General features: G+C 64.2%; 24 protein-coding genes, 1 tRNA gene and 1 pseudogene. 14 read left to right on the top strand and 12 right to left on the bottom strand.

The window, feature by feature from the left end; genetic code table 11:
* Positions 1 to 35: 35 nt before the first annotated feature.
* Both ACUY2Y_RS01140 and ACUY2Y_RS01145 read left to right on the top strand, forming a co-directional pair.
* Positions 36 to 320: an antitoxin gene (locus ACUY2Y_RS01140; RefSeq protein ID WP_448324452.1), complete on the top strand. Its 285-nt coding sequence runs from the start codon at positions 36 to 38 to the stop codon at positions 318 to 320.
* Positions 317 to 718, top strand: coding sequence for a type II toxin-antitoxin system VapC family toxin (locus ACUY2Y_RS01145; RefSeq protein ID WP_448324453.1), 402 nt, complete (start codon positions 317 to 319; stop codon positions 716 to 718). The genes ACUY2Y_RS01140 and ACUY2Y_RS01145 overlap by 4 nt, the downstream gene beginning before the upstream one ends.
* A 3-nt stretch (positions 719 to 721) precedes the next feature.
* Here ACUY2Y_RS01145 and ACUY2Y_RS01150 read toward each other — a convergent pair whose 3' ends face one another.
* The 6 genes from ACUY2Y_RS01150 to ACUY2Y_RS01175 are packed head-to-tail and all read right to left on the bottom strand — an operon-like array spanning position 722 to position 6,719.
* The gene (locus ACUY2Y_RS01150; protein WP_448324454.1) at positions 722 to 1,057 is read right to left on the bottom strand and encodes a Na+/H+ antiporter subunit G; all 336 of its coding nucleotides are present in this window, start codon (positions 1,055 to 1,057) and stop codon (positions 722 to 724) included.
* Complete coding sequence (locus ACUY2Y_RS01155) at positions 1,057 to 1,323, bottom strand: cation:proton antiporter (protein WP_210575411.1); 267 nt, start codon at positions 1,321 to 1,323, stop codon at positions 1,057 to 1,059. Before ACUY2Y_RS01155 ends, ACUY2Y_RS01150 begins: the two co-directional genes overlap by 1 nt.
* A gap of 2 nt (positions 1,324 to 1,325) precedes the next feature.
* Positions 1,326 to 1,835 carry a monovalent cation/H+ antiporter subunit E gene (locus tag ACUY2Y_RS01160; protein WP_448324455.1) on the bottom strand — a complete coding sequence of 170 codons (510 nt, stop codon included), beginning with the start codon at positions 1,833 to 1,835 and terminating at the stop codon, positions 1,326 to 1,328.
* Positions 1,835 to 3,364 carry a monovalent cation/H+ antiporter subunit D family protein gene (locus ACUY2Y_RS01165; protein ID WP_448324456.1) on the bottom strand — a complete coding sequence of 510 codons (1,530 nt, stop codon included), beginning with the start codon at positions 3,362 to 3,364 and terminating at the stop codon, positions 1,835 to 1,837. The genes ACUY2Y_RS01160 and ACUY2Y_RS01165 overlap by 1 nt, the downstream gene beginning before the upstream one ends.
* Positions 3,364 to 3,753, bottom strand: a complete 390-nt coding sequence (locus ACUY2Y_RS01170; protein WP_259902460.1) for a cation:proton antiporter subunit C — start codon at positions 3,751 to 3,753, stop codon at positions 3,364 to 3,366. Before ACUY2Y_RS01170 ends, ACUY2Y_RS01165 begins: the two co-directional genes overlap by 1 nt.
* On the bottom strand, positions 3,750 to 6,719 hold the full coding sequence (locus ACUY2Y_RS01175; RefSeq protein WP_448324457.1) for a DUF4040 family protein: 2,970 nt from the start codon (positions 6,717 to 6,719) through the stop codon (positions 3,750 to 3,752). Before ACUY2Y_RS01175 ends, ACUY2Y_RS01170 begins: the two co-directional genes overlap by 4 nt.
* 120 nt (positions 6,720 to 6,839) lie before the next feature.
* Between ACUY2Y_RS01175 and ACUY2Y_RS01180 the strand changes: the two genes are divergently transcribed.
* A complete protein-coding gene (locus ACUY2Y_RS01180; RefSeq protein ID WP_448324458.1) occupies positions 6,840 to 8,405 on the top strand; it encodes a hypothetical protein in 1,566 nt (521 codons plus the stop codon).
* Between the two features lie 94 nt (positions 8,406 to 8,499).
* Positions 8,500 to 8,724: a hypothetical protein gene (locus ACUY2Y_RS01185; protein ID WP_296146347.1), complete on the top strand. Its 225-nt coding sequence runs from the start codon at positions 8,500 to 8,502 to the stop codon at positions 8,722 to 8,724.
* Positions 8,725 to 8,781: 57 nt separating this feature from the next.
* Here ACUY2Y_RS01185 and ACUY2Y_RS01190 read toward each other — a convergent pair.
* Together ACUY2Y_RS01190 and ACUY2Y_RS01195 are read right to left on the bottom strand one after the other, a co-directional pair.
* Positions 8,782 to 8,858, bottom strand: a tRNA-Pro gene (locus ACUY2Y_RS01190).
* 94 nt (positions 8,859 to 8,952) lie between these two features.
* Positions 8,953 to 9,867 (bottom strand): metallophosphoesterase, encoded by a 915-nt coding sequence (locus ACUY2Y_RS01195; protein WP_448324459.1) that lies wholly within the window; start codon positions 9,865 to 9,867, stop codon positions 8,953 to 8,955.
* 41 nt (positions 9,868 to 9,908) lie between these two features.
* Between ACUY2Y_RS01195 and ACUY2Y_RS01200 the strand changes: the two genes are divergently transcribed.
* Positions 9,909 to 10,358, top strand: coding sequence for a GatB/YqeY domain-containing protein (locus ACUY2Y_RS01200; RefSeq protein WP_448324460.1), 450 nt, complete (start codon positions 9,909 to 9,911; stop codon positions 10,356 to 10,358).
* Here ACUY2Y_RS01200 and ACUY2Y_RS01205 read toward each other — a convergent pair.
* Positions 10,355 to 12,748, bottom strand: a complete 2,394-nt coding sequence (locus tag ACUY2Y_RS01205) for a penicillin-binding protein (RefSeq protein ID WP_448324461.1) — start codon at positions 12,746 to 12,748, stop codon at positions 10,355 to 10,357. The two genes, ACUY2Y_RS01200 and ACUY2Y_RS01205, sit on opposite strands and share 4 nt — an antisense overlap.
* 287 nt (positions 12,749 to 13,035) lie before the next feature.
* Between ACUY2Y_RS01205 and ACUY2Y_RS01210 the strand changes: the two genes are divergently transcribed.
* From ACUY2Y_RS01210 to ACUY2Y_RS01230, 5 genes are all read left to right on the top strand, one after another.
* Entirely contained in the window at positions 13,036 to 13,293 is a 258-nt protein-coding gene (locus ACUY2Y_RS01210; RefSeq protein ID WP_448324502.1) for a WhiB family transcriptional regulator, read from the top strand.
* Positions 13,294 to 13,303: 10 nt separating this feature from the next.
* Positions 13,304 to 13,456, top strand: a complete 153-nt coding sequence (locus ACUY2Y_RS01215; RefSeq protein ID WP_087117007.1) for a DUF4177 domain-containing protein — start codon at positions 13,304 to 13,306, stop codon at positions 13,454 to 13,456.
* Positions 13,456 to 13,932, top strand: a complete 477-nt coding sequence (locus tag ACUY2Y_RS01220; protein WP_448324462.1) for a RidA family protein — start codon at positions 13,456 to 13,458, stop codon at positions 13,930 to 13,932. Before ACUY2Y_RS01215 ends, ACUY2Y_RS01220 begins: the two co-directional genes overlap by 1 nt.
* Before the next feature lie 53 nt (positions 13,933 to 13,985).
* On the top strand, positions 13,986 to 14,798 hold the full coding sequence (locus tag ACUY2Y_RS01225; RefSeq protein WP_448324463.1) for an MBL fold metallo-hydrolase: 813 nt from the start codon (positions 13,986 to 13,988) through the stop codon (positions 14,796 to 14,798).
* Positions 14,799 to 14,865: 67 nt separating this feature from the next.
* Positions 14,866 to 15,297 carry a hypothetical protein gene (locus ACUY2Y_RS01230; RefSeq protein WP_448324464.1) on the top strand — a complete coding sequence of 144 codons (432 nt, stop codon included), beginning with the start codon at positions 14,866 to 14,868 and terminating at the stop codon, positions 15,295 to 15,297.
* Between the two features lie 87 nt (positions 15,298 to 15,384).
* Here the strand turns inward: ACUY2Y_RS01230 and ACUY2Y_RS01235 are convergent, their stop codons facing one another.
* Both ACUY2Y_RS01235 and glxR read right to left on the bottom strand, forming a co-directional pair.
* On the bottom strand, positions 15,385 to 16,452 hold the full coding sequence (locus ACUY2Y_RS01235) for an HNH endonuclease signature motif containing protein (protein ID WP_448324465.1): 1,068 nt from the start codon (positions 16,450 to 16,452) through the stop codon (positions 15,385 to 15,387).
* A 124-nt stretch (positions 16,453 to 16,576) separates the two neighbouring features.
* Positions 16,577 to 17,260, bottom strand: a pseudogene (gene glxR, locus ACUY2Y_RS01240) (CRP-like cAMP-activated global transcriptional regulator GlxR).
* A gap of 236 nt (positions 17,261 to 17,496) precedes the next feature.
* Here glxR and nth point away from each other — a divergent pair.
* From nth to ACUY2Y_RS01260, 4 genes are read left to right on the top strand one after another with little or no spacing between them, the layout of a single operon-like run.
* The gene (gene nth, locus ACUY2Y_RS01245; protein ID WP_448324466.1) at positions 17,497 to 18,297 is read left to right on the top strand and encodes an endonuclease III; all 801 of its coding nucleotides are present in this window, start codon (positions 17,497 to 17,499) and stop codon (positions 18,295 to 18,297) included.
* On the top strand, positions 18,294 to 18,842 hold the full coding sequence (locus ACUY2Y_RS01250) for a TlpA family protein disulfide reductase (RefSeq protein ID WP_448324467.1): 549 nt from the start codon (positions 18,294 to 18,296) through the stop codon (positions 18,840 to 18,842). Before nth ends, ACUY2Y_RS01250 begins: the two co-directional genes overlap by 4 nt.
* Positions 18,843 to 19,529 (top strand): NUDIX hydrolase, encoded by a 687-nt coding sequence (locus tag ACUY2Y_RS01255; protein WP_296148449.1) that lies wholly within the window; start codon positions 18,843 to 18,845, stop codon positions 19,527 to 19,529.
* 27 nt (positions 19,530 to 19,556) lie between these two features.
* Entirely contained in the window at positions 19,557 to 20,741 is a 1,185-nt protein-coding gene (locus tag ACUY2Y_RS01260; protein ID WP_448324468.1) for a MarP family serine protease, read from the top strand.
* Here ACUY2Y_RS01260 and ACUY2Y_RS01265 read toward each other — a convergent pair.
* Positions 20,738 to 21,637, bottom strand: a complete 900-nt coding sequence (locus tag ACUY2Y_RS01265) for an alpha/beta fold hydrolase (protein WP_448324469.1) — start codon at positions 21,635 to 21,637, stop codon at positions 20,738 to 20,740. The two genes, ACUY2Y_RS01260 and ACUY2Y_RS01265, sit on opposite strands and share 4 nt — an antisense overlap.
* Positions 21,638 to 21,644 lie beyond the last annotated feature (7 nt).

Below are 21,644 nucleotides of genomic sequence, written 5' to 3' on the forward strand. Positions count from 1 at the left end.
GTATATTGCGGGATATACAGACGGGAAGGAGGGGCATGATGACTCAGCGAATCGAAACTAGCGTTTTCAAGTCCGGAAACAGTCAGGCAGTACGCATTCCAAAAGCTTTTCGCTTTTCGACGAGTGCAGTTACCGTAGAGAGCGTCCCCGAAGGTCTGCTCCTGCGTCCGAAAGAAGACACTGTTGCCGATACCCTCAGGCGCTTGCGGTCGTTTCAGGAAAAACACGGAATTGTCGGCGGCCTGCTCGAGGATGTTGACGATCTTCCACCTGAACCAGTCGCCGATTTCGACGAACCGCAGAGCCGGAAGCGTCCATGAAGTATCTGCTGGACACGAACGTGTGGATCGACCTGGAGCGGGGCTCCGATGAACAGGTAATGAGCCGCTGTTCTGTTCTTCCGCTGAGCAGTATTTGCCTTTCGGAGATCGTGCTTGGCGAGTTGCTGTACGGCGCGAAACGATCCCGTGAGCCCGAACTGGCGCAGAATTCAGTGGAAAACCTCGTGCACGGTTTTCCCCGAGTGGGCATCGATTCCGCTGTCGCTCAAGCGTATGCGGAGATCAGGTCCTGTCTCGCTGCCAGAGGCGAGATCATTGGGGCCAACGACATGTGGATTGCAGCCCAAGCCAGGGCCTTCGGTCTCACACTTGTGACCGCTAACGTGGATGAGTTTCAGAGAGTGCAGGGGGTGGAGGTGGAGGACTGGCGTCGATAAGCGTTATTGCTCCTCGCGCGACAGCGTGGCCCGCGGATCGACGACGGTGACGCCGTGGATCGAGCGGCCCATAATGAACGAGCCGACGGAGCCGACGATCCACACGCCGAGGATGGCGATGACGGCGCGGATGAAATCGCCCACGTTGAAGCCCTCGGTGGCCCAGTCAGCGGTGAGCTTGGCCAGAATGAGCGCGGGGAACGCCAGGCACACCAGCGGGCCCATGAGGTTGACGCGGGTCAGCGCGTTGGGGGCGCGCAGCTGCAGAATGAGGGTCGCCACCGACATGAAGACGGCGAAGAACACGAACACGAGCACGATGATCTGCCAGATAGCCATTAGCGGCGCCCCCTCGAGATGATGCGGGACATCGACAGCGTCGGGATCGCGCCGCAGACGAGTGCGGCGAGGATCGCGATTTCGTAGCCGATGAACGTGTGGTTGAACAGGGTCCAGATGAGGTAGAGGCAGACCATCGCGTAGAAGATGTAGTCCGCCATGACTGCCCTGGTCAGCTCGTCTTTGTTGAGCAGGATTGCCGCCAGGCTGACAACCAGGCACACGGCCATGATGCCGATGCAGACGGTGAGGATCGTTTCAAACATGGTTAGTTCCTCTCTTTCGTGGCGCGCACGGCACGGCGCCTGCGGGCACGAGCGCGGGCGCGGCGTTCGCGGCGAGCACGGTCGGCGGCGTCGACGGGGTCGGCGGCATCCGGGTCGAGGCGGTCGCGGAAGTCACGGTAGGGCTCCCACAGCACCTGCGCGGGGTCGATGGGGTCGTCCTTGACGCGGGGGGCGACGTGCTCCTCCATGTCGGCGAGCCCGGCGACGATGTCTTCGGGGTTCGAGCCGAAAGCGGCTTGGACGAGCATCACCTGCGGCTTGCCGGGAATATTGTCGCGGAAGCCGAAGGACAAGGTGGAGGGGGTCGCGGTGACGGAGGTGGAGAACCAGAAGAGTTCCCAGTCGCGGTCGATACGCAATGGGTAGTAGATGATGATCGGGTCGATGCCGGAATTCGGCCGGAAAGCGGCGAGCGCGGTGGAGAGCCCGGCGAGGATGATTTCCTTGACGATCCAGAAGAAGTAGCCGATTCCGTGCAGGATTGTCTTCATTACTGGCCCCCTTGCAGGTTAGCGGTGTCAGGCACGCCGACTGGGTCGGAGCCGAGGACGGCGGAGGAGTAAGAGTCGACGTCCAAAAGCGCGTCGATGGAGCCCGTCGCTGCGCTCCAAAGCGGGCCGGCGGAGATGAACATCGCGAGCGAGATGAGCATCAAGCTTGCCGACGGCGCCAGCAACGCCCCACGCACCTTCAGGTTCCCCGGGAATCGCTGCATCGGCTTGCCCCAGAACACTTCCCGCCAGACGCGGAACATGGCCAGCATCGCGCCGAACGACGCGATGATGATCGCGGCGATGACCACCCACGAGCGGGCGTCGCCGGCGCGGGCAGCCGCGAAGACGAGGGAGAGCTTGCCCCACAGGCCGGAAAACGGCGGGAAGCCGATGACGGAGAACGCGCCTGCCGCGAACACCCACGCAGCGAGCGGGTCGCGCCGCGCCAGCCCGGAGAGTTTCGAGATCGTGCCGGTGCCGTACGTTTCCTCGATTGCGCCGGCGTTGAGGGTGAGCGCCCCGATGGTGATCATGTGGTGGAGCGTGTACATCAGGCCAGCGGAGAGCGCATAACGCGGCTCCTCCTGTGTGAAGGCCAGCATGATGAGGATGAACGGCATGCCGTTGACCATCTGGTAGCCGAGGACCTGGCGGATCGTCGATTCCGCGAGGCCCGCGTACGCGCCGACGAGCATGGAGACGACCATCACCGCGATGATCAGCCAGTTCCAGCGCGGATCCATGTCGAAGATGACGACCCAGATGCGGAACAGCATGTACACCGCGACCTTCGTGTGCAGGCCGGAGAACAGACCCATGACAGCAGCGCTTGTCGACGTGTACGTCCGCGGCAGCCACGTATGCAGCGGGAACACAGCGGCCTTCGCGCACACGGCGATGACCACGATGCCCATCGCGACTGTGACGGGGCCGTTGCCGGCCGCCGCGCCCTTCAAAGCGCCGATATTGACCGCCCCGGCGACCGCGTAGACGAAACCGACGCCGATCAGCAGGAACGTGGACGCGGAGAGGTTGACTAGGACGAACAGTCGCGCCGACTGGAGACGGTGGCGCGTACCGGTCATGGCGATGAGGCCGTAGGACGGCAGGAGCATGACCTCGATCATGACGAAGAAGTTGAACAAATCCGCCGTGAGCAGCGCACCTGAAACACCAGTGAGCAGCACCAGCGACAACGGGGTGTAGTACCGCGCGTGGGTCTCACCGGAGATGATGGCGAACCAGTTGGAGACCAAGGCCACCAGCATCGTCGTGATGAGCATGATCGCGGAGAACTGGTCAGCACCGAGTGCGATGCCTGCGCCGCCGGGGTAGAGGCCGATGACGTGGCCGATGGGGCCGTGTGCGGCGGTGTGGGCGTAGAGCCAAATGCCGCCTGCCAGGTTCACGGCCGGAATGATCAGTCCGAGCGCGCTATTGAGAGCGCGGGACGGGGAGATCGCCGTGATCGCTGCGACGATGAGAGGCAGCGCGATGAAAACAGGAAGAATCGTGTCGGGAGCCATTAGCCACGCACCCCCTTGTGGGCTTTGCGGCCGGCGGTGGTGAGTGCGCCGGGGCCGAGCTTGGCGGCTTGCTCGGCGTCGAGAATGTTGTCGATGGTGTCGTCGTCACGCCCCAGCGCGGCCATGAGCAGCAGGATCGTGGTGGTGGCCATCGCGATCACGATCGCGGTGAGCACGAACGCTTGGGGGAGCGGGTCCGCCATCTCGTCCATCGACGTCTGCGACGGGAAAGCTTCCCCGCGCCACGCCCCATTGCCCGCGGCGAGCAACATCAAGTTGCCCGCGTGGCCCAGCAAGGACATGCCGAAGACAATGCGCACCATGCCGCGCTGCATGATCAAATACACCGCTCCGGCGATGAGGATTCCGACGGTGGCTGCGTATATCATCGTGCGCCTCCTTCATTAGCGGGAGCGTCCTTCTCAGACTTGCTCCGCGCTGGGTTGCCGCGCGAGCCGGAGGTGACGGCCCGGGCGAGGTCCACCGGCTTGGATGCCGGGTTGATGGGCTTGGGACGGGGGTCCACAGGCTGCTCTGCGGCGATCGCCAATGGGACATCCGGCAGCGGGTTTTCCTCGCCACGGTGGTAAGCGAGCTGTTCGCGTTCCGCACCGGGGCGGAGGTAGCCGCCCATGCCATTGATCGCCATGGTGAGCATGCCCAGCACAGCGAGGTAGATGCCCGCGTCGAAGATGAGCGAGGTGGTCAGGTGCTCCCCGGCGATCTCGCCGTGGATGGCGTAGAGGAAGCCACCCTCGAGGAATCCGATGAAGCCCGCCGCCAGCGCGACGATCACACCGACACCTGCGAGGTAGACCGGAGTCTTCTCGCCGACGGCGTTGTCGTCGGAACCCTGCGAGAGGTAGCTCAAAACGAATGCGGTGGCCATGACCAGCGCCGCGATGAAGCCGCCACCGGGGACGGTGTGGCCGCGGAAGAAAATCAGCACGGACAGCACAACCAAGATCGGGATGATCAGCTTGGTCACCTTGCGCAGTGGCAGGGTGTTCAGACGAGATTGGCCGAACGGGGCGGGGCGGGTGCCCTCCTGGAAGTCGTGGCGCGGCACGGAGGTCGTCACGGCGGCGATAACCACAGCAGCCATACCGAGGACGGAGAGCTCGCCCAAGGTATCGAAGCTACGGAACTCGACGAGAATCACCGCGACGATATTGTCGCCGCCGGTCAGCGGACCGGTCTCGTTGAGGTACCACATGGCCAGCTCGGAACGGTCCTGACGGCCGGTCAGGCCGTAGACTGCCGCGAAGGCCACGACACCCGAGATCGCAGCGAAGATGCCCGAGAGGACCTTGCGGCGCTTCGACACATCGGGGAACAGGTGCGGCTGGTAGCGCAGCACCATCATGATCACCACGACGGTGAGGGCCTCCACCGTGAACTGGGTCAGGGCGACATCCGGGGCGCCGAGCAGCAGCATCTGCAAGCTCACGCCCACACCGGCGGTTCCCAGCATCAGCGCCGCCGTCATGCGCTTCTTGGTATTCACCATGCCGATCACCGACACAACGATGATCGCCAGCGGGAGCAGATCCCAGTAGTTGTCCACGCCCTCGGTGCGCGGCGTCAGATCAACACCGTCGACGCCGGTGGTGAGCAAGATCGTGACCAAACCCAGCGCAACGACCACGCCGACCGGCCACTTCAGGTGGCGCGACGGGTTGTACGAATCAGCCATGGAGCCGGCGAGGCGGCCGACCTGCTCCGAGGCGTTCACGATCATCCGCAGGATCTCGTTGCCGGTGTAGGGGAGAAGCATCTTGTTCTCCAGTGCCTTGTACACCGGCTTGCGCACGAAGATGAACGCGATGCCCACAGCCAATACCAGTGCAGACACGATGAACGGCCACGTGATGCCATGCCACAGCGCGAGATGCGACTCATACGAGTCGTCCCCGGTGATGGAGTGGACGGCGCGGGTGACGGGGCCGTCGATAAGCGAAAGCCCGAAGACCGCCGGGACGGACATGAGGCCCGGAACCGCTGCAGGCAGCCACAGCGAGACCGGCGCTTCGTGGACGCCGCTCATGTCGCGCGTGCCGTCGATGAACGCGCCGAAGACGATTTTCGCGGAGTAGACGAACGTCAAGAATGCTGCGAGACCAGCGAGGACAAGCAGGACCGTGCCGTATTGCGTCTGGTGGAACGCCTCCAGGATCGACTCCTTGGACACGAAACCGAACAGCGGCGGGACCGCAGCCATCGACGACGCCGCCACAACGACCGACGCGAAAGTGAACGGCATCTTGTTGTAGATCTTGCCCAAGCGGCGGATATCGCGGGTGCCCGTCTCGTGGTCGATGACACCGATGAGCATGAACAGCGACGATTTGAACAGCGCGTGGGCGAGCGTGTGCACCAGCGCTGCCGCGAATGCCACCGGGGTACCGATGCCCACCGCCGCCACGATCCAGCCCAGGTGCGAGACCGTCGAGTACGCGGTGAGGTGCTTCAGATCCGTCTTCGTGATGGCGAACAGTGCCGACATCAGCGCCGTGCCCAGGCCGAAGACGACCAGGATCGTGTTCCATGTCGGGTTCGATCCGAAGATCGTGGAGAATCGCAGCAGCAGGTAGACGCCGGCCTTCACCACGGCTGCCGCGTGCAGGAACGCCGAGACCGGGGTCGCCGCCGCCATCGCCTCCGGCAGCCAGAAGTGGAACGGGAACTGCGCGGCCTTGGTGAAGCCGGAGAATGCGATCAGCACAGCCACCGTCGTGGTCAGCTGTGGGTTCGCGGCCCACACATCCGAGGTCACGATGCCGTCGATCTGTGTTGTGCCGGCGCTCACCGCCGCGACCGCGAGGCCAGCCAGCAGCGTCAGGCCGCCGAAGAACGTCAGCGCGAGCGTGCGGAACGAGCCCGCCTCGCCCGACGAACCCGAGCGCGCGATGAGCAGGAACGACGCGATCGAGACGAGCTCCCAGGCGATGAACAGCACCACGACATCGCTCGCCGTCACGAGCAGGAGCACCGACAGCGAGAACGCGGTCATGATCGTGTAGAAGCTCGTGTTGCCGTCGTTTTTTGGCAGGTACGACGCGGAATACAGCATCACCACGCCGCCGATGACGAGCGCGAGGAGCCCGAAGAACAAGCTCAGCCCGTCCGCGCGCACCCCGAGCTCCACCACGGTGCCCGGCCCGAGCAAATCATTCGCCCAGGTAGTTGAGAAAGTCGGTGTCGCGCCGTCCCGCGCAGCGTTGGCGAGGATGCCGGCCGCGACGAAGAAGACCGGCCCGATCACCCACCCGGCTCGGCGGTCGATTGCGCGCACCAACACGGGGGATAGCACCACGGTCGCGGCAACTAGCCCAAAGACCAAAAGAAGAGCCATGTGTGCTCCAGCCTGTGTAGCGGTTGGCAAACATGTAAAGAGTAACAGTAAATCGACGTAGAGTTCGACCTGCGGTGTGTCACATACATAACATTCGCCACAATCATTACATTGCTCGGTATGAAGTGGAACGCCATCACGCCTGTCGCCGCCCTTCTCGTTCTGGTCGTCGCAGCATTCGCACCCATGAGCCCCGCGTCCACGTGGGTTCCGCGCGGTGCCGAGAACGCCTCCGGCGCACCCGCCGCCTACGCCGGCGCCGACAACCTCGGCAACGCACGCCGCGCCGCCGGCGACGCCAGTGCACAAGCAGGCTTCCTCACCCAGGGCACCAGCAAGCTCAAGGACGGCACCGAAGAGCTTCGCGACGGCTCCGGCGAACTCGCCGACGGCATCTCCGCCGCCAAAGACGGCGCCGATGAACTCTCCAACGGCATGATCGAAATCCAGGCAGGCACAGGCCAGCTTGCCGACGGCGCCACCCGCCTCGCAGACAACGTCGGCGGCGCCGTCGACCAAGTCGTCGGATTCGACGCCATCCGCGGCCAGGTCCTCTCCGCCATCGACGACACCCTCGAAGGCACCCGCGACAGCAACGACCCTGATGTCAAAGAGCTGCGCCGCCAGCTCGAAGACCTCCGCAAACAAGTCGACACCGCCGAGCTGCCCGAAGACTGGACCGACAAACTCACTGAGCTCAAAGACGGCTCCCGCGAGCTCGCCAACCAGCTCTCCACGCCCGGGTACGCCTACCACGACGGCATCTACTCCGCGACGAACGGCGCCTCCGACCTCGCCGATGGACTCGGCGAAATGGACGACCGCGTCGGCGAAGCAAAAGACGGCGTTCAAAAGCTTGTCGACGGCGCCACCAAAGTCGACGACATGTCCAACTCCACCAAAGACCGCATCGGTGACATCCAGCGCGCCCTCCCTGCCGCTGCCCCGGTAGCAGGAGCTGCGGGATCGGCGGGGACCGGGGCTGCTGATGGGGCGTCGATAAGCTCTTCGCTTCCTCCGCTGGCCGCGATGCTCGTCAGTGCCCTCGCTGTGCTCGGCGGAGTCGCTGCAGCCCTCGCTGCCTACGGTGTGACCCGGTCCCGGTGGACCATCCTCGGCCTGGGAGTCCTGCTCGCTGCTGGCGCCGGCACCATCCTCGTGACGATCCTCGGCACCGGACTCACCCCCGCCGCCATCGGCATGACCGGCCTCGCTCTCGCCCTGGGCACCCTCGCCTCCGCCGGCGTCACCTGGATTCTCCGCGACACCTTCGGCGAGCTCGGCGGCACCGCCACCGCCGGTGTCTTCGCCCTCGCGCAAACCGGACTCGTCGGCTGGGTCTGGTCCCGCACGGCCACCGGCGATGTTGACGCCGTCGTCCGCGCCCTGTCGTCAGCCATGCCGATGCACTGGAGCACCGCCGCCATTTCGTCCGCCGGCAACAACGGATCCCTCATGGCCCTGTGGGTCGGCATCGGGCTATCCGCCCTGCTCGCAGCGCTTGGAATCATGGCGATGCGAGCTAGCAGTTCTGTCGTCTCTTCCGCGGGGGAGGCCGATGACTATGACGACTACGACGACCTCGACGACCTCGACGACTTCGAAGACGAAGATGTCGAGGATGTCGAGGATGTCGACGACGCTGACTCTGCGGCCGACGCCGCCGTCATCGAACACAAGCGCTAAAACGCGCCTTCGTCTGTCGCGACCGTGTTGTAGGCTCCTGCGCTGTTCCCCAAAAACGGGCGAACACCCACATAACTGAACAAGGGAGTCGCGCATGACCACACTGAACGTCCGTCAGATCCTGGAGCGGGAAGGTCGCCCGCTCACCGCCGACGCGCTCGGGCCTGTCAGCGGATACCGGCATTCGCCGAATTCCGTGCGCCGCTGCTCGAAGTGCTACGACGAGATCATCCTCCACGGCAGCTACGGATGGTTGCACTGCGAATCGCTCGAGCACGACTGCCTCGACGCGGAGAACACCGCCACCTGCGCCCGTTAGGGGGCGTACACGAAAAATGGGGCCGCCCCCGCTGCTGGAGGGTGGTCCCATTTCTTTTGGTCGGGATAACAGGATTTGAACCTGCGACCTCTTCGTCCCGAACGAAGCGCGCTACCAAGCTGCGCCATATCCCGGTGCACTTATTGAGTACCCGGGCTACTTTAGTCCACGCCCCCGCAAGCTCCAAAACGCCTGTTGGGCAGGGCTATGGCGCGCTAAACCAGCCGGCTACTCCTCGCGAGGAGTGAGCGTCAGCAGCGCGGCGGACGGCCGGCAGAAAATGCGCACCGGCGCGAATTTAGAGGTGCCGAGACCGTTGGAAACCTCGAGCCACATGTCGCCGTAGCGGTGGAGGCCGGAGGCGCGTTCACGGTCGATATCGGCGTTGGTCACGAGGGCTCGTTCGCCGGGCAGGCAAATCTGCCCGCCGTGGGTGTGGCCGGCCAGGACCAGGCTGTAGCCGTCGGCGGCGAAGCGGTCGAGGACGCGGCGGTAGGGCGCGTGGGTGACGCCCAAAGCGAGGTCGGCATCCGGGTTGGGGGCGCCGGCGACGGAGTCGTAGTCGTCGAGGTCGTGGTGGGCGTCGTCGGTGCCGGTGACAGCGAGGCGCAGCCCGCCGGCTTTGAATTCGAGGCGCTGGTGGGTGGCATCACGCCAGCCGTGCTCGATGAAGGCGGCGCGCATGCCTTTCCACGGCAGGTCGACGTAGCTGGGTTCGCGTTTCTGGTCGAGCAGGTATTTCAGCGGGTTGACCAGGCGCGGTGCCCAGTAGTCGTTGGTGCCGAATACGAAGACACCGGGGCGTGAAAGCAGCGGGCCTAATGCAGCAAGCACGTCGGGGACGGCGCGGGCGTCGGACAGGTTGTCGCCGGTGTTGACCACGAGGTCCGGGTTGAGTGCGTCGAGGGCAGACACCCACGCGATCTTGGTCTTTTGGCCGGGGATCATGTGCAGGTCGGCGACGTGGAGGATGGTGAAGGGGTCAGTACCTGCGGGGAGGATCGGCAGTTCGTACTGCTTGAGCCGGAATTTGGTGAGCTCGCTGACGCCGTACGCGAAGGTCGCGGCGCCGAGGGCGAGGCCAGTTGCGGCGACGAGTCCGACGCGCCGCAGCACGGTGCGGGTTGAATGCTTTGTGGTCATTGCTCCGAGGGTACCGCCCCTGCCGCGCTACGCTCGTTGACATGAGTGATTTGAAGAATCAGATTCGCGCTGACTTGAAAGAAGCAATGAAGTCGAAGGAGAAGGAGCGTACGGGCACGATCCGTATGCTGCTCGCTGCGATCCAGACGGAGGAGACGGAGGGCACGAAGCACGAGTTGACGGATGAGGAGGTGCTGAAGGTCGTGGCGCGCGAGATCAAGAAGCGTCGCGAGTCCGCGCAGGTGTACGCGGAAAACGGTCGCCAGGAGCTCGCGGACGCGGAGCTTGCAGAGGTTGCGGTCCTCGAGGGGTACCAGCCAAAGCAGCTTGACGACGCTGAGCTTGCAGAGCTTATCGACGACGCCATTTCCCAGACCGGTGCCACCTCCATGAAGGAAATGGGGCAGGTCATGAAGCTCGCCACGGAGAAGGCCGCCGGCCGCGCCGACGGCAAGCGTCTTTCTGCCGCGGTGAAAGAGCGCCTCTCCTAGCGGAAGAGGTTCGCCAACTCGTCGGCGAGCTGTCCCAGATCGACTTCTTCGGGGGCGGGCTCTTCTTCCGCCTCGGCTGCTGGGGAAGTGGGGGAGGAAGAAGGGGTGCTGGGGGTCGTCGATACGCGTTTTTTGGAACCGTCGGAAACGACGAGCGTGATGGTCGAACCTGGCCCTGCGTCCTCGGCCGAGCGGGTGTCCACGACCTGGTCGCGAGGCGCATCCGTGTCCGACTTCGTCGTTTCGCGGACCCGAAACCCGGCGTCCTCGAGCATCTTCCGCGCCTCGTCCTTATTCATCCCCACTGCGCGCTTGAGCAACTCGTCGCGCGCCTTCGGGTCGAACAGCGGACTCGGATCCGGAAGTCCCGCATCCTGCGCACCCGGAATCTGGTTCGCCATCCGGAACCACGAATGCGCCGCCTCCTGGCCACCGAACAGCGACCCGTTCGAGCACTGGCGCACAGGGCCCGTGCACAGCGGGGTGGTCTGCGTGCCGTCGTTATAGATATACGTCGCGGCCGCGACCTTCTTGTTGAACCCGAGGAACGCCGACGACTGGTGCGACTCCGTCGTGCCCGTCTTCGCCGCGACCGCGCCGCGCCAGCCCGTCGCTTCCGCAGCCTTCTTCGCGGTGCCCGACACAGCGTCTTCTGCCATGCCTCCCGCGAGCCCGGCGGCGAGCTCCGGCTCCACCGCCTGCTCGCAATCCGGGCGGTCGATGGCGACCTCGTCGCCGTAACGGTCCACGACGCTCTTGATCGGATTCGGCTCGCACCACATGCCCTCGGAGGCGAGCGTGGCCGCCACGTTGGAGAGCTCCAGCGGATTCACCGCCGTCGGGCCCAGCGTGAACGAACCGAGGTTGTTCTGGCGGAAATAGTCCGCGATCGAATTCTCCCCGTCGAATGTGCCCTGGTCCTCGTACGAACGCAGGCCGAGACGCACAGCCATATCGACCGTCGGTTCCACACCCACGCTCTCGATCAGCTTCACGAACGGGGTGTTCGGCGACTTCGCCAACGCGTCCCGCAGTGTCATCTCGCCCGGGTACTTGCCGGCGTTTTCCACGCAGTATGCCCCCGCCGGACAATCGCGCGCGCCGCCTTCGCCCATGCCGTAGACGACCGCGCGGTCCGGCACCTCGAGCTTGGACTCCAAGTTATAGCCGTTCTCCAGTGCTGCCGCGGCCGCGAAAATCTTGAACACCGAGCCGGCGCCGTTGCCCACCAGCGTCGACGTCTGAGGTAGGACCGTCTGGCTTTCGTCCTGGTCGAGGCCGTAATCGCGTGACGATGTCATCGCTAAGATATCGTGGCTTTCCTTGCCCGGCTGGACCACATTGATGACCTCCGCCACGCCCGGCTGTCCCTTGTTCACGGCGCTCGTCGCGGCGTCGTGGGCGACCTCCTGTACCTCGGGGTCGAGCGTCGTCGTGATGGTGTAGCCGCCGCGCTCGATTTCCTCCATGCTTAGGCCTTTGTCCGTGAGGTAGCGCAGCGCGTAGTCGCAGAGGAAGCCCGCGCCACCTGCGGTGATGCAGCCGTGGGGCAGGAGCGCCGGCTCGTCGAGCACGCCGAGTGGCTCGCTCGCGTACTTATCCGCGTCGGCCTGGCTGAGGTAGCCCGATCCCACCATCGCCTGGAGCACTGTGTTGCGGCGTTCCTTCGCGCCATCCGGATTCGTGTACGGATTCAGCATTTCCGACGACTGCAGCATGCCGACCAGCAGCGCCGACTGCGGCACCGTTAGCTTTGCGGCCGAGGTGTCGAAGTACGTGCGCGCCGCCGCCTCAATGCCGTACGAGTGGTTGCCGAAAGACACCAGATTCAAATACCGCGCCAGAATCTCCTCTTTGGACAGTTGCTTGTCCAAGTCCGAGGCCATGCGCATTTCGCGCAGCTTGCGTGGAATTGACTGTTCCACGGCCGCCGACTGTTCTTCCGTCGTGTCGGCGTTGACGAGCAACAGGTAGTTCTTCACGTACTGCTGGTCGATCGTGGACGCGCCTTCCTCCACGCCGCCAGCGAGAACATTTTTCACCATTGCGCGGGCGAAGCCTTGCATATCGACGCCGTCATGCTCGTAGAACCGACGGTCCTCAATAGCGACCAGGGCATCCTTCGCGGATTGGGAGATCTCGTCGGGCTCCACCTCGTAGCGCCGTTGCGCGTACATCCACGCTATCGGGTCGCCGTTGGTGTCGGTGATCGTCGTGACACCGGGTGCAGTGCCGTCGGTGAGGTCGGCGAGATTGGACTGCATCGTGTCGTCGACACGCGTTACTGCAGCCCCGCCGATTCCCGCCGCGGGGGCAAGGCACAGCGCGATGCCGAGGCCCGCCGCCAACAGGCCGACGAGCAGTTTTCCCAGGGAACTTAGCGCAGACACCTCACTTACACTACGGCCTTTAGTCCGTCAGCGGAATCACCACCTACCCCCACGTGTGTGATCTATTCGACAAAAAACTGCGTGCGTGAATACACTTACATAGGGACAGCATGGTGATAGCAGCCCTGCTGATAACGCATAGGTATAACGGCCGGAAGGAGACTGTGGTGACCACTACGATCAGAAACCGCGCACTGGAAAATGCAAGCTCTGCCCTACGACTTGGGCAGCAAGTACGACAGCGCTCCTCCGTAGACTCCGAGAGGTCCTTCGAACGTGGCGAGTGGATCACCATGGCGGTCTGCCGCTCCGGCGATCCCGACGCCCTCTTCGTCCGCGGCGCCGAGCAGCGCAAAGCCGCAGCTATCTGCCGCAGCTGCCCCGTCCAGATGGAATGTCGTGCTGATGCCCTCGACAACAAGGTCGAATTCGGCGTGTGGGGAGGCCTGACTGAGCGTCAGCGTCGCGCCGTCCTGCGCAAGAACCCTCACGTCACTGATTGGGCGGAGCACTTGGCGGAGGGGCGCGAGATTATCGGCCTGTAGGGTGGTGCCCATGAAGAAATGGGAATACGCAACAGTTCCGCTGCTCACACACGCAACAAAGCAGATCCTGGACACCTGGGGTGAAGACGGCTGGGAGCTTGTCGCTGTCACTCCCGGCCCGAACCCGGAGAATGTCGTCGCCTACATGAAGCGGGAGCTCTAATGGCTGCGGCGTCGACGTCGCCGAGCGAGCGCCTCGCTGAACTGGGTATCGAGCTCCCGGCGGTCGCGGCGCCCGTCGCCGCGTACGTCCCCGCGACCCGAGTGGGCAACCAGGTGTGGACCTCCGGCCAGCTTCCGTTCGTCGACGGCGAGCTGCCCGCCACCGGCAAGGTCGGCGCGGATGTCGACCCCGATAACGCGTACGGTCTCGCACGCACTGCGCTGTTGAACGCGTTGGCTGCTGTGGATGATCTTGTCGGTATCGACAAGATCGAACGGGTGGTCAAAGTCGTGGGCTACGTGGCGTCGGACATCGGGTTCGCGGCACAACCGGGCGTCGTCAATGGCGCTTCCGACCTTGTCGGCGAGATCTTCGGCGACGCGGGCGCCCACGTGCGTAGCGCAGTCGGCGTCGCCGTCCTTCCTCTCGACGCCCCAGTTGAAGTCGAGCTCATCGTCGAGGTCGCGGCCGCCTAACCGCCCCCGCCGCCGAATTACACATCCTGCCTATTGACGGTAGGGTTGAAGGCATGCAGCATCCTGCCTACAGCCAACTGCGTCCTGTCACTCCCTCCGCCGCTGTCGTGCTGGCTCCCAATCCCAGCTACGCCGCACTGGAAGGCACGAATTCCTGGGTCATCCGCGACCCGGAAGACGAATTCAGCATCGTCATCGATCCGGGCCCGGAGGATGAAGGCCACCTCAATGTTCTGCAGTCCGCCGCAGACAAGGTGGCGCTGGTGCTGTTGACGCACCGCCACCACGACCACGCGGACGGTGCCCAGCGCTTCCGCCAGCTCACCGGCGTTGAGGTTCGCGCGTTCGACGAGCGCTATTGCATCGGCGGCGAGCCGCTCGAAGACGGCGAGATCATCTCTGTCGATGGTGTCACTCCCCGCATCAAGGTCGTGCACACTCCAGGCCACACGTGCGATTCGGTGTCGTTCTACATCTACTCGGGCGACCCGGAGTCGTCGGAGCTTGAAGGTATCGTCACTGGTGACACGATCGCCGGCCGCCACACCACGATGATTTCCGAGACCGATGGTGACCTCGGCGCATACCTGGAGTCGCTGGCCAAGCTCGAAGAAGAGGGCACGGGCATCACGTTGCTGCCGGGCCACGGTCCGGAGGGCGCAGATCTCTCCGAGTTCGCGCGCAAGTACATCGACCGCCGTAACTACCGCCTCGATCAGATCCGCAAGGTGCGCGAAGAGCGCGGAACGGATCTGAGCATCAACGAGCTTGTCGACGCAATGTATGACGACGTCGACCCCGTCCTCCGCGGCGCCGCTGAGCAGTCCACCCGCGTCGCACTGCGTTACCTCGACGGCAAGAACTAAGCCGCATACCCCGCGACGGGCCCCTTTTTCCAAGGGGCCCGTTTTCGCTTTTGTATATACTTCCTGCATGGAACACTATGACGATCCGGAACTGAGCTTTTCGGAGGTATCCGTTCCGCCGCGCTTGCGCGACTACGGGATACTCAAGTGGCCGACGATCGAGTTCGCAGTTGTCTTCTTCCTCGCTGTCGCCTCTGCTGTCGATATGTCGGAGACCGGTACTGATGCTGGTTTCGCCGCAGTTTTCATGTACATTCCGGCGATCGTGTTAATCACGATCTGGTGGATTGTCTTCCTGCCCCTCTTGAACGTCAAGGTCAACAATTTCAGGTGGGACATCTTCCTCGCAGTCCTCATCTTTGACGTGGCCCTCGTGTGCATTCTCGTAGAGAGTTATTGGTTTATTGTCACGCCATGCGCGCTGCTTGTCGTTGTGGCCGTGATGGTGCGCAGGTTCATCGCGTTCAGGAAGTGGAAGAAAGGTGAGACCTTCGACTAGGAATCGCTTTTTGGGCGTGCGGAAGTGGCCGTGGACATGCCTGATTCACGCGATGTGCGTGGTCAGACTGTGTCTGCGGCCTTTTCGCTATTTCCCGAACAAAAGGTGCATCGCACCGTATTGGTGTGTGCTGTTTGGTACTGGTGTTCCGCGCGGTGAAACCCATGTTGGTGTCCCATCGCGCATCTGTATTCGGCCCCTGTTGTGTCTGTCGGGGTCATCGTCGTTGGTGCGGTTGTGGTACCTGCACAACACCGACAGGTTGTTCATGTTCGTCTGTCCACCCCGGGCCCACGGTTCGATGTGGTGGACTTCGCAGTTATCAGCAGCATGCCGGCAATCCGGTACTGGACACGTCGTCAGTGTTGCTCGGGCGAGGTCGCGTTGTTTCTGATTGGCGAACCGTTTCGTGTTGTATAGGTTCACCGGACCTGCCTGTGGATGGAAGAGTGCCACCTCGAGGTCCTTGGAGTGATGGTGCATCAGATACTCCGCACCAGTCATCGTCGTGCCATCAGACAGCCCCAGGATGGTGTCATCGCCTTGGCCGCCGAGGATTGAGATGTAGTCCGGAAGCGGGATCTGCACCAGTGGGCGTGGGACAGCATCCGCAACAGCACCGTCGTTGTGCAGCAGGTCGTGGAATGCCTCGTACATCTGCGGGCCCTCAGGACGGTTAGCGTCGAGTTTTTGGCGCAGGGCGTACTCAAGGGCAGCAATATCCCGCGCATCACCGGTGGCACTGAAGGTGCGCTTTCCTTTCCGCTCCTTGCCGAACCGCACCGATGATTCAGGGGCAGGTGTATCCACCTCAGGGACGATGTCTTTGGCGCGGCGTTTCAACGTCTCGTAGTTCCCGCGCACAGACAACAAGGCGAGGCGGATCTTCCACTTTTCTTTTTCGGTGCCCAACTTGCGGACTCGTTGCTCGATGAGCACCAACTGATCCAGTGACTTCGCTGTCTGGCGGGCAACACGCACAGCATTAGCCTGCTGCCGGGAAAACCGAGTCTTTCCGTAGTAGACCTCGTAGACGCCTTTCCAATCGGCAACGCGGGTGGGGTTGGCGCCGGCGTCGACAAGCTGCTGGGCGTCGAAGCTACCCAGCAGGTCGATGGCGTTGCCTGCGCCGACGTGCGCCGCGAATTGGTTCATGACACAAACGTTAAACGCCCCGCAACCCATCGTCTACGAAACGATGTCTACTTCAGTAGACATCGCCCAAACGAGCAGGTCACAGGGCGTGAAAAGGGGCGAAAACGCGAGCAGGCGGCGTCGATTAGCGTGCGCGGCGCGCGAGGTGCTCGGTATCGACGATGACGACGGACTTGCCCTCAAGGCGAATCCAGCCGCGCTGGGCGAAGGTGGCGAGGGCCTTGTTCACGGTCTCGCGGGAAGCGCCGACGAGCTGGGCGATCTCTTCCTGGGTGAGGTCGTGGTTGACGCGGAGGCCGCTGCCTTCCTGGATGCCGAAGCGGTTCGCGAGCTGCAGGAGCGTCTTGGCGACGCGACCGGGGACGTCGGTGAAGATGAGGTCGGCGAGCGACGCGTTGGTGCGGCGCAGGCGTCGCGCGAGGACGCGGAGGAGCTGCTGGGAGATCTCCGGGTGATCGTTGATCTACGTGCGGAGCATCTCGGAGTCCATGGTGGCGGCTTTGACCTCGGTGACGCACACGGCGGACGAGGTGCGGGGGCCCGGGTCGAAGATGGACAGTTCGCCGAACATATCGGAGGGGCCCATGACGGACAGGAGGTTCTCGCGGCCGTCGGGGGCGTGGCGGGCGAGCTTCACTTTCCCCTCGATGATGATGAAGAGGGTGTCGCCGGGCTCACCTTCGTCGAAGATGGTGGTGCCGCGGGGGAACGACTCCGTCTGCATCTGTGAGATCAGGTTGACCACTGCATCGGGGTCTACTCCCTGGAAGATCCCGGCGCGGGACAGTGTTTCCTGCACGCTTTGCATCGAAGCTCCTTGTATTTTTTGGTCCGTGTGGAGTTGGTCACCGGAATCTCAGCTCGCGGGCCATGTCACAATGGTCCACCCTAGCATCTCGCTATGAGTCGTTTGGCATAGTTAGGTGTCGGTGTGGACGACGGCGATTTCGAGGCGTTCCATGCCGACGAGGAAGACGGCGAGGAAGGCGGGTGCGAGTAGCGCGAGGAGAGTGCTCAACATATGTGCCCAGTATAGTGAACGCCATGTCTGCTTCTGCTTCGAGGACGCCGCAGCGGTTTCGTCGGCCGGGTTCGCATCCGGCGGCAAAGGGTGCGGAGACGGACTTGGGGCGTACGCGTCGCGCGCGGAGGATCAATCGGACGTTAGCGGCCATGTTTCCAGATGCGCATGCTGAGCTGGATTTTTCGACGCCGCTCGAGTTGCTCATGGCGACGATGTTGAGTGCGCAGACGACAGATGTGCGGGTCAACAGTGTCACGCCCGAGCTTTTTGCACGCTTTACGACGGCCGCGGCCTACGCCGCGGCTGACCCCGCCGAGCTGGAGAGCATCATTAAGCCGGTCGGGTTTTACCGTGCGAAGGCGGGGCATTTAAAGGGGATCGGGGAGAAGCTGGTGGCCGAGTTCGGCGGCGAGGTGCCAGTGGCGATCGAGGACTTGGTGAAATTGCCTGGCGTGGGCCGGAAGACGGCGCACGTGGTGCGGGGCAATGCGTTCGGGTTGCCGGGCTTGACGGTGGACACGCATTTTCAGCGGTTGGTGCACCGGTTGGGGTTGACGGATGAGAAGGATCCGGTGGCGATTGAGGAGGCGATCGGGGAGATGATCGAGAAGCGGGAGTGGACGATGTTCTCGCACCGGATCATTTTCTGCGGTCGCCGGGTGTGTCATGCGCGGAAGGCTGCGTGCGGGGCGTGCCCGTTGGCGTATGACTGTCCGTCGTTCGGCCAGGCGGGACCCATCGAGTGGACCGAGGCGGAGAAGCTGGTGACAGGCACGGAGCGCGACCACATCCTCTCGATGGTGGGGGAGAGCCGCGAGTGAAAAAGCAGGTTTGGCTGAGTGTTGTGGTGCTGGCGGCGGTGACGGCACTCGTGGTGGTGGCAGCAGTGTCGTTGTTGCGGCCTGCGGACGAGCCAGCGGAAGAGGCCGTGGGAGAACAAGAGGTTCCGGCTCGACCGAACTGCCCTGGCGGGAGTGTCGGCTCGGTGGATCTGCCGTGTCTCGGGGGAGGGGACAGCGGGGACACCGCGCAGGAGATCACGGTCGCGAATGTGTGGGCGTGGTGGTGCGAGCCGTGCCGGGAAGAACTGCCGGCACTCGAGGAATTCGCGGAGGAGCACCCGGAATACACAGTGGTGGGGGTACATGCGGACACGAATGCGGCGAACGGGGCGGCGCTGCTGAACGATCTCGGAATCGACCTGCCGAGTTACCAGGACAGTGAGAATGCTTTCGCTGGGCAGTTGGGGTTGCCGGGGGTCGTTCCGGTGACGGTCGTCTTCCGGGGAGAGGAGAAGGTGGGGGTCGTGGGGAGGGCTTTGTCGTCGTCAAGCGAAATTGCGGAAGCTGTCGAGGAGGTGCTGTAGATGGCGCAGTGGCTGGATGGGCTGGCTGGCGTGCTGTCGGCGCCGGGCAACGCGAAGCTGGTGAACAAGATGCAGGGGCACATGCGGCTCGCGTCGCGGAAATCGCGCAGGTCGGCGGTGCTGATGTGTTTCACGGGCGACGCGCAGGCGCGAGAGCTGCCGCAAGACGCGCGAATTCTGCTGACGCACCGCACCCCGACGCTGCGCAATCACTCGGGCCAAATGGCCTTTCCCGGCGGGCGCCTGGAACCGGACGACGCAGGCCCCGTCGACGCCGCGCTGCGTGAAGCGCACGAGGAAACGGGCCTGGAACCGTCGCGCGTGGAGACGCTGGCCGTGCTCGAATCCATCGCCGTCGGCCCGTCGGGCCACCCGGTGAATCCGGTGCTCGCGTACGCGGAGGACCCAGGCGACGTGTGGTGCGCCAGCCCCGAGGAAAACGACGACGTCTTCTTCGTGGACCTCGAGCAGCTGATCGACCCAGACAACCGCTTCCGCGTCGCGCGACTGGGCTGGTCGGGGCCCGCTTTCGACGTGGGCGGCTACGTCGTGTGGGGGTTCACGGCGTCGCTGCTCGCAGTGATGATCCGCGAAGCGGGATGGGAAGAGCCCTGGGAACATAAGGACGCTGTGGATCTGCGGAAGGCGCTGCGTGCGTCGCGCAACGGCGAGGGACATGGGTTTTAGCGCGCCCGGCGCGTAGGGTGACTCCCCATGACCGCTCTCATCGTCGACCTCGTGCTCGTTGTGCTCTTTGGCGCGGCGCTCGCGGGCGGCCTGCGGCAGGGGGCGTTTTCTTCGGCGTTCGCGGTTCTCGGCGTAGTGGCGGGGCTCGTGGTGGGTCTCGGGGCGGCAGGCCTGTTGGTGCGCGTGTCTGATGCGGCGAGCATGCGCGTGCTGCTCCTTCTCGCCACGGTCGTCACGTTCGTCGGCGTCGGCAATATTGTCGGCGCGACGGTGGGCGCGGCGCTGCGCGACAGGTTGCGCTCGAAGTCGACGCAGGCGTGGGATTCGGCCCTGGGGGCGCTTTTGCAGCTCATCATGGCGGTCGTGGTGGCGTGGGTCGTGGCGGTTCCTGTCGCGGCGAACGTCGGCGGGCCGCTGGGTAGCGCGGTCCGAGGTTCGCGTATCCTTGGCGCGATCGACAGCGTCGTGCCCGAGTGGGGAAATAAGGCGCCGGAGCACATTGCACGGCTTATCGACGTCACCGGCCTTCCCCCTTTGGTTTCTCCCTTCCACGGAGGCGGCGCGGAGGTGGAGGCTCCGGACCCTGCGAGCATCGACGAGGGCGTCGTCGAGGAGGTGCGCTCCAGCATCGTGCACGTGGTGGGGGATGCGGAGAGCTGCCGGCGCAGGTTGTCGGGGTCGGGATTCGTGTCGGCGCCGGATTATGTGGTGACGAACGCGCACGTCGTCGCCGGCACCGAGACCGTGGAGTTGGACACGGTGCTGGGGCTCAAGCGCGCGACAGTGGTCCTGTACGACCCGGAGGTGGACATCGCGGTGCTGCACGTGCCTAACCTGGGGCTCGAGCCACTGCGGTCGTCGCCGGGCACAGCGAAAAGCGGCGACGACGCGATGGTCATGGGCTTTCCCGGAAACGGCCCGTTCACGGTTTCGCCGGTGCGCGTGCGCGAGCGGCTGAATATTTCGGGGCCGAATATCTACGCGACAGGCCGCACCGAGCGTGAGGCGTTCACGCTGCGCGGCAGCATCCGCCAAGGTAATTCGGGCGGGCCGCTGCTTTCTCCGGCGGGGGAGGTCCTCGGCGTGGTGTTTGGCACGGCCGTCGACGGCCATGAGACGGGATATGCGCTCACGGTCCGACAGATGGAGCTGGTCGTGGGGGAGTATGAGGGGCTGACGGAGCCCGTCGATACGCAGGCGTGTGTGTCTTAGTGCAAGAATGCGGCGAGTGCAGCCACGAAACCCTGCGGGTTCTCCACGTGCGGCACGTTTTTCGTCCTCGCGATAGTGTCGGTGACAGGTGGGGTTGCCAGGCGTTTTGCAGCCCGGGTGTCGATGCGCGCCCAGACGGACTGGCGGGGGTGGAGGAGGAGAGTGGGGGCGTCGATAAGCGTGCGCGTTTGGCGTGAGGCGGTGAGCATGCGCGTGTTGCGGACGATGCCGCGCAGAGCGTTGTCGATGCGCGCGGCGCGAATACGCAGCTGTAGCGCGTCTTCGAATTCGGATGTGCCCGCGAAACCTGGGGCTGTGTTGAGCGTCAATTCGCGGCGCCACACCCGCGGGAGGAGTCCGGCGCAGGCGTGGTGCACCCCGATCGGCAGACGCCCCACAGCCACGCGGACCAGCATGAACATCAATTCCCACGGCCGGGCACGCAGATGTGCGCGCATGTCGCCCGGGTGCGCCGCGGAGACGGATACGAGGCTGGCCGTGCGTTCCGGGTACATGTCGGCGAACACCCAGGCGATCGCGCCGCCCGTGTCGTGGCCGACGATGTGCGCGCGGTCGTGGCCCAGCGCCGTGATCGCCCCCGCGATATCGCCCGCCGCAATGCGCGTCGGGTCGCCCGCCCGAGCTGGAGGTTTGTCCGACATGCCATAACCGCGCATGTCCATCGCCGCCACGCGGAAACCACGCTCGGCGAGCGGTGCGATGACGCGGCGGAAATCCACCCATGCGCCGAACGTCCCGTGGACGAGCACGACAAGGGGGTCGCGCGGATCACCTGCTACCGCCGCATGCAAGCGGATGCCGCGCGTGTGCAGCCAGACATGCTCGTACGGTCCGTCGAGGGCGATCGTCTTCGGGGAAACCGGCTGGGAATTCATGGTTCAT

The organism is Corynebacterium sp. 20-84 (genome assembly GCF_053479455.1).